The 5,997-nt window shown below is 40.6% G+C and carries 6 protein-coding genes; 2 read left to right on the top strand and 4 right to left on the bottom strand.

The genetic code is table 11. The features are described 5' to 3' along the window. Positions 1 to 45: 45 nt before the first annotated feature. The 4 genes from H5968_RS24455 to H5968_RS24440 all read right to left on the bottom strand — a co-directional run bounded on the left by H5968_RS24455 (position 46) and on the right by H5968_RS24440 (position 4,182). Entirely contained in the window at positions 46 to 771 is a 726-nt protein-coding gene (locus H5968_RS24455) for an SDR family oxidoreductase (protein WP_187042016.1), read from the bottom strand. Between the two features lie 301 nt (positions 772 to 1,072). Further along, a complete protein-coding gene (locus H5968_RS24450; RefSeq protein ID WP_096567293.1) occupies positions 1,073 to 2,053 on the bottom strand; it encodes an acetyl-CoA carboxylase carboxyltransferase subunit alpha in 981 nt (326 codons plus the stop codon). 134 nt (positions 2,054 to 2,187) lie between these two features. Beyond that, positions 2,188 to 3,207: a long-chain acyl-[acyl-carrier-protein] reductase gene (locus H5968_RS24445; protein ID WP_187042015.1), complete on the bottom strand. Its 1,020-nt coding sequence runs from the start codon at positions 3,205 to 3,207 to the stop codon at positions 2,188 to 2,190. A 276-nt stretch (positions 3,208 to 3,483) separates the two neighbouring features. Next, positions 3,484 to 4,182: an aldehyde oxygenase (deformylating) gene (locus H5968_RS24440; RefSeq protein ID WP_187042014.1), complete on the bottom strand. Its 699-nt coding sequence runs from the start codon at positions 4,180 to 4,182 to the stop codon at positions 3,484 to 3,486. Between the two features lie 226 nt (positions 4,183 to 4,408). Here H5968_RS24440 and H5968_RS24435 point away from each other — a divergent pair, with 226 nt between their 5' ends. Further along, the gene (locus tag H5968_RS24435; RefSeq protein ID WP_187042013.1) at positions 4,409 to 5,236 is read left to right on the top strand and encodes a carbohydrate ABC transporter permease; all 828 of its coding nucleotides are present in this window, start codon (positions 4,409 to 4,411) and stop codon (positions 5,234 to 5,236) included. Between the two features lie 134 nt (positions 5,237 to 5,370). Next, the gene (locus tag H5968_RS24430; RefSeq protein WP_187042012.1) at positions 5,371 to 5,631 is read left to right on the top strand and encodes a transporter suffix domain-containing protein; all 261 of its coding nucleotides are present in this window, start codon (positions 5,371 to 5,373) and stop codon (positions 5,629 to 5,631) included. Positions 5,632 to 5,997: the final 366 nt, after the last annotated feature.

The following is a 5,997-nucleotide window of genomic DNA, read 5'->3' as shown; positions in this document are numbered from 1 at the left end:
CCCCAGTCCCCAGTCCCCAGTCCCCAGTCCCCAGTCACCTAACAATTAAAGAACACCAGCATTAGACATCAATGTTAATTCTTCAATGACTGCTTCTTGTGGTAATAAAACAGTGTGCAGAATTGTCTGAGCTACTATTTCTGGAGTTAACATTTTGGTACGGTCAAAGTTAACATTAACTGTTTCCGTATCCCAAATTTCAGTATTGACAGCACCTGGACAAATTCCTGTTACACGAATGCCGTGGACTCGTTCTTCTTGTGCCAATGTTTGAGAAAGGGCGAGTAAACCAGCTTTGCTGACGCAGTAAGCCCCCCAACCAGCAAAAGCTTGTTTGGCAGCTATTGAGGCAATGTTAATAATTGTCCCTTTACCTCGTTGCCTCATTCCTGGCACAATTGCCATCATGCACTGAAAGACGCTGGTAATATTTAAATCTATTACCCGCTGCCAGTCTTCTAAGGAAGTATCGCTTAAATTGGCAGTGTATCCTATACCGGCATTATTTACCAAAATGTCTATGTCGCCAAATTCATCGGCGATCGCCTGAATTTTGGTTTTTACTTGGGCAACACTACCCAGATCAACGGTGAAAGCTTTTGCTTCTACTCCTATTTCTTTTGCTACTGCTGCCACCCCTTCTAACTTCTCCTGAGAACGGCTGACTAAAGCAACATCTATTCCCGCCTTGGCAAAGGCTAAAGCCGTTGCTTTGCCTATTCCACTGCTTGCACCAGTAATTAAAGCGCGTCTTTTCTGCTCAAAACTCATGGTATCTCCAATTTTTTTGGCAGTTTTGCTATTCACTACCTACCCAATCAGTTAAATAATTCTTAAAATCAGTTGATTTTATGCTCAATATTGCTAGAATCGTTTATCAATATGGGTATATTGCCTGTTATTAGCCTTACCTGTCAGATCCGAAAGTCTTGACGTGAATAATTAGGCTCTTATATCAAGCTGTTTCATGAATACACAAAAAAATGCCTATAGCTGGTCAGATTGTTAAGAATCTTTAAGCTATAGGCAATTATAGCATTGTTGAAGTGCTAATCAGATATAGTTATTATTTTTATTGAGCAATTTCGGTAAACACACCAATTTTTCTAAATTTCTCATAGCGCAGTTGACGGCGCTCGGCTGGTGTTAAGCGGTTGAGTTCGTCCAAGTTATCTAACAAAGCTTGTTTGAGGGTGGTAGCTGTGGTTAAGGGGTCAGAATGAGCGCCACCGATAGGTTCTGGTAAAATCTGATCAATAATGCCTAAGTTTTTGAGATCGTGGGAAACGATTTTTAATGCTACTGCGGCTTGGGGTGCTTTAGCTGCATCTTTCCACAAAATAGCAGCGCAAGCTTCTGGGGTAGCAACGGTATAAACCGAGTGTTCAAACATCAGCAGGCGATCGCCTACACCAATACCCAAAGCACCACCAGAACCACCTTCACCAATGACGGTACAGAGAATTGGCACATCAAAACAAAACATTTGCCGTAAATTATAAGCGATCGCTTCACCTTGTCCTTGATGTTCTGCTTCTATCCCTGCCCAAGCACCGGGGGTATCAATAAAGGTAATAATGGGCATACCAAATTTATTGGCGTGTTCCATTAACCGTAGTGCTTTACGGTAGCCTCCAGGTGCAGCCATGCCAAAATTCCGGGCGACATTATCTTTAGTATCCCGGCCTTTTTGATGACCCAACATCACCACAGGTTGTCCACCCAAACGACCCACACCACCCACTAAAGCTGGATCATCACCTCCACAGCGATCGCCATGTAACTCCATCCATTCATCACTAATCGCCTGGATGTAATCTAATGTACTAGGACGGCGCGGATGTCTTGCCACTTGCAGTCTTTGAGATGGTGTCAAACTGCTAAAAATTTCCTCCCGCAGTTGCATCGCTCTAGTTTCCAGTTGGCGAATTTGCCCGGAAACATCCACACCATTTTCATCTGCTAGTTGCCGAATTTGATCAATGCGGGTAGCCAGTTCTGCTAAAGGCTTTTCAAAATCCAATAATAGGGGTTTGCGTTCAGTAGTTGCCATAGTTAGGGAATAGTGACTGGGGACTGGGGACTGGGGAATAGTGACTGGGGACTGGGGACTGGGGAATAGTGACTGGGTAATCAATTTTTTTCATGTTTCCCAATCACCAATCACCAATCACCAATCACCAGCCCCTAAACTAATAATGGTCTAAAACCATGTTTAAGCGATAGTTGACCAATATATTCCATTTTGTCTACGGTAATCTGATTGCGCCCCCAAGAAAAGTTAGTGTATAACTTCTCAAATTCCAATAACATTGATTCCGCAAAACAAGCAAACAATTGCCGTTCTGGAACTTCCATATTCACGATTTTCATAATTTTCCAGTCAATATCCAGGGAATGCTCCACAATTCCACCATTTAACACATACACACCTGGATGCTGAATTTTTGTCCCTAAGTTTTTAGGATAGCCACCATCAATCAATAAACATGGTTGCTTTAACACTGTGGGGTCAATTTCTACACCTTTGGGCATACTCGCCACCCAAACTACAATATCTGCTTGGGGTAGTGCCTCTTCTAAACCCATAATCTTACCACGTCCCAATTCTGCCTGTAGTGCTTGCAGACGTTCTTGGTTACGGGCGATCAATAGTAGTTCTTGGACATCTGTTTTTTTATCCAGCCAGCGAGTAACTGCACTCCCAATATCACCAGTCGCCCCACACACTGCTACAGTTGCTTTTGAAAGTTCTATTCCTAATTGCTGGGAAGCTGCTTCTACCTGACGGCAGATAATATAAGCTGTATGGGTATTGCCTGTAGTGAACCGTTTAAACTCTAATGTGACATTACGGACTTGTTGAAACTGCTCTAAATTAAAGTTCTCAAAAATAATTGAAGAAAACCCACCCAAAGCCGTAATATCAATACCATGCTTTTGAGCATGAGCCATAGCATTTAGTATTTTGCGTGTAGCAGCCTTAATCCGCCGATTTGCCAACATTTCTGGCAAAAAGCACGACTCTACATATTTTCCTTCAATTTTTTGACCTGTTACGCTGGTAACGGTGATGTGATCAACTATTTGCGGCGGGGCGCTACACCAAAAATCTAGCCCTTGATCGGCATATTCTGGGTATCCCAATTCTTGAGCTACAGATTGAGCGTGTTCTAAACTTGTCAGATGTCCAATTAGACCAAACATTAGTGATATTTTAGGCGTGTCCTATACAAAGCTGGTTATTAGAAATAATCTCTAATTCTTAAAAATACTATATAAGGTGTCTGAATAATGAGTAATTCCTGAAAGGAGTCAGGAGTCAGGAGTCAGGAGTTACAGGAGTTGAGGAGTTTTGATTTTTTCCCAGTCACCAGTCACCAGTCACCAGTCACCAGTCACCAGTCACCAGTCACCAGTCCCCAGTCCCCAGCGATGCACTGAGCTTGTCGAAGTGTCCCCACTCCCCACTCCCCAGTGTCCCTAAACGGTTGCCAGTCCGTAGGCAGAAAGACGCATGATGTCACGGGTTGTAAAGCCAATGTTACTTAATGCTTCTCCGTATTGAATCATGAAGTCTTCTACCAAGGCATCTTTTTCCATGCCCAAGATTTTAGCATCATCAGCTACTTTGTTGAGCATTTGCCAGACAATAGGCAGGTTTTGACGGTTGGCTGCTTCTAATTCTGCTTTGGAATCTTCAAAGTTTGCTTCCAGCCAAACTTCGCCAAAGTTTAGATGACTGTATTCATCCTTAACTACACCTTCAGTAATTTTGCGGGCAAAATCATCAGCTACAGGAATGTAGATGTTATAAGCTGCGATCGCAAAACATTCAATAATCAAAGATTGAATTAACAGACAAGTCACAACTTTACCTTCTGCTGCTGCTTTTTGGAAGTTTTCATGCAGTCCTGAGAAAAACTTCTTAGCAAACTGTATATCAGGAGTAACTGATAAATTGCGTCCACAAGCTTCAAAGCCTTTCTTGTGTTTGTTTTCCATCTTTGAAAGCTTGATCAGTTCATCTTTACTATTTGGCAACAGTTCAGCTAATCTGATGTAATTATGATATGCTTCTTCTTCCCCTTCAATTACAATCGCATTAATTCGGCTATAAGCATCTTTGTATTTTGCGCTCTGAAAATCAATTTCTTGAGTTTGTTCAACAAGTTGCTGCATAGTAGGTTGACTCCGTACCCCTAAATTATTTTGCTACTGAAATTTAATTCACCCTCTCAATTGTGGGCAATCATCACTATTGTTTAATTTAACTTAACAAGAAGTTATGGTAATTAGACTAATTTTTACCAATTAGCACCCCGCCAAAAGTCAAGTATTTCCATCCTTTATTCCCCGTTTTCTATAGTCTGACTAGGAAAAACCAATGATTTTGAAGTTATCAACCATGTCTAAACTCAACTGGAATTGGCAAAACACGAACTTTTGGAGCTTTTTACTGTTACTGCTAGGAGCATTCATAGTTTTACTACCATTATTCGTGGTTGTTCTCACTTCCTTTGCTCCTGTGGGTGCTACACCGGGAGTTGGGGGAGAAAATAACTGGACTTTGGCCAATTACCAGGAAGCTTGGGAACGAGGCAAGTTTTTACTGGCTTTTGCTAATTCTACCTTAGTAGCGATCGCAGTTACAGCTTTTCAGATTATCACATCTGCCCTGGCTGGTTACGCCCTCGCTAGGCTGAAATTTTGGGGTAAACAAGCAATACTACTAGTTATACTGGCCACTTTAGTCATTCCCTTTCAGTTATTGGTGATTCCCATTTTCCTGGTTTTGAAGTGGGGAAACATGATAAATACTTACTGGGCTTTAATTTTACCCACTGCGGTTAATGGTTTTGGGATTTTTCTGTTACGTCAATATTTCCAGACAATTCCCGTAGAATTGGAAGAAGCTGCTGCCATTGATGGAGCAAACCGACTACAAATTTTATGGCAGGTAATGTTACCTTTAGCACGTCCCGCTTTAGTAACTCTGTTTTTGTTCACTTTTATTGGTGAATGGAATGATTTATTTAAACCTTTAGTATTTACCACTAGACCAGAGTTAAGAACGGTACAACTGGCTTTAGCAGAATTTCAAGAACTGTTTACCAATAATTGGCCGCTGATGATGGCGGCTGTGACAATTGCTACTGTTCCTGTAATGGTATTATTTTTGATTGGACAAAAGCAGTTAATTCGCGGTATTGCGACAACGGGGATTAAGAATTAGTCAGAATCAGGATATCCAGGATTTTAGGATTTACAGGATTAACAATTTGGTGATGATGAAAATTAATGTAAAGTAAGCCACTCCAACCAAACACATAAAAACACTAAACTCAAATTCTGTCATTAACAGAAAAGATGCAAAAGCTGGGTTTAGTTTTAATTATAGTCTCATTTTTACCCTGGTTAGCGATCGCTCTCATTTTACCATTTCTCCCACTTGCAGTTGCCCAAAAAGCCATATTAGTACCAGCTTTATTGGTTTTTGCAGAAATTGTATTTTGGTTAGGTGCGCTACTTGTTGGTAAGGAAGTAATACAGCGATATCGGCGTTATTTGAATTTTCGTTATCTGCGAATATTGCTAAAAAGATGGAAACGGAAAAACAGAAAAAGATAGTACAGCAGGAGTCAGGAGTCAGGAGTCAGGAGTCAGAATAAAAATCAAGTATACTTTATTTATCTCCCAAACAAATCATCCCTATACCATTTCTCTGTAACATTGCACTAAATCTTTAACGTCTTAATTTACTGTCTTCCTTTGTGTACTTTGCGTACTTTGCGGTTAGTAAAAAAAATTAACTGCAACTTCATAGAGCTTGTCCTAAGTTGACAATTTACTAGACAAACCTATACAAGTACATACAAAACTACAAGTATTTGACGTATACATGGAATAAGTTGACTAAAAAATTAGGCAAAATGTGTCAGAATTAAATAATAAAGTATAGTGTTGACATCAGCAAATGCTTTTATCCATCAAAAC

Source organism: Sphaerospermopsis sp. LEGE 00249, from assembly GCF_014299995.1.
GTDB classification, from domain to species: Bacteria; Cyanobacteriota; Cyanobacteriia; order Cyanobacteriales; family Nostocaceae; genus Sphaerospermopsis; species Sphaerospermopsis kisseleviana.
This window is presented reverse-complemented; position numbering and strand designations above follow the sequence as displayed.

Excerpts from the sequence above, each read along its gene's own strand:
- H5968_RS24455 (WP_187042016.1), bottom strand. The coding sequence starts at position 771 with ATGAGTTTTGAGCAGAAAAGACGCGCTTTAATTACTGGTGCAAGCAGT.
- H5968_RS24450 (WP_096567293.1), bottom strand. The coding sequence starts at position 2,053 with ATGGCAACTACTGAACGCAAACCCCTATTATTGGATTTTGAAAAGCCT.
- H5968_RS24445 (WP_187042015.1), bottom strand. The coding sequence starts at position 3,207 with ATGTTTGGTCTAATTGGACATCTGACAAGTTTAGAACACGCTCAATCT.
- H5968_RS24440 (WP_187042014.1), bottom strand. The coding sequence starts at position 4,182 with ATGCAGCAACTTGTTGAACAAACTCAAGAAATTGATTTTCAGAGCGCA.
- H5968_RS24435 (WP_187042013.1), top strand. The coding sequence starts at position 4,409 with ATGTCTAAACTCAACTGGAATTGGCAAAACACGAACTTTTGGAGCTTT.
- H5968_RS24430 (WP_187042012.1), top strand. The coding sequence starts at position 5,371 with ATGCAAAAGCTGGGTTTAGTTTTAATTATAGTCTCATTTTTACCCTGG.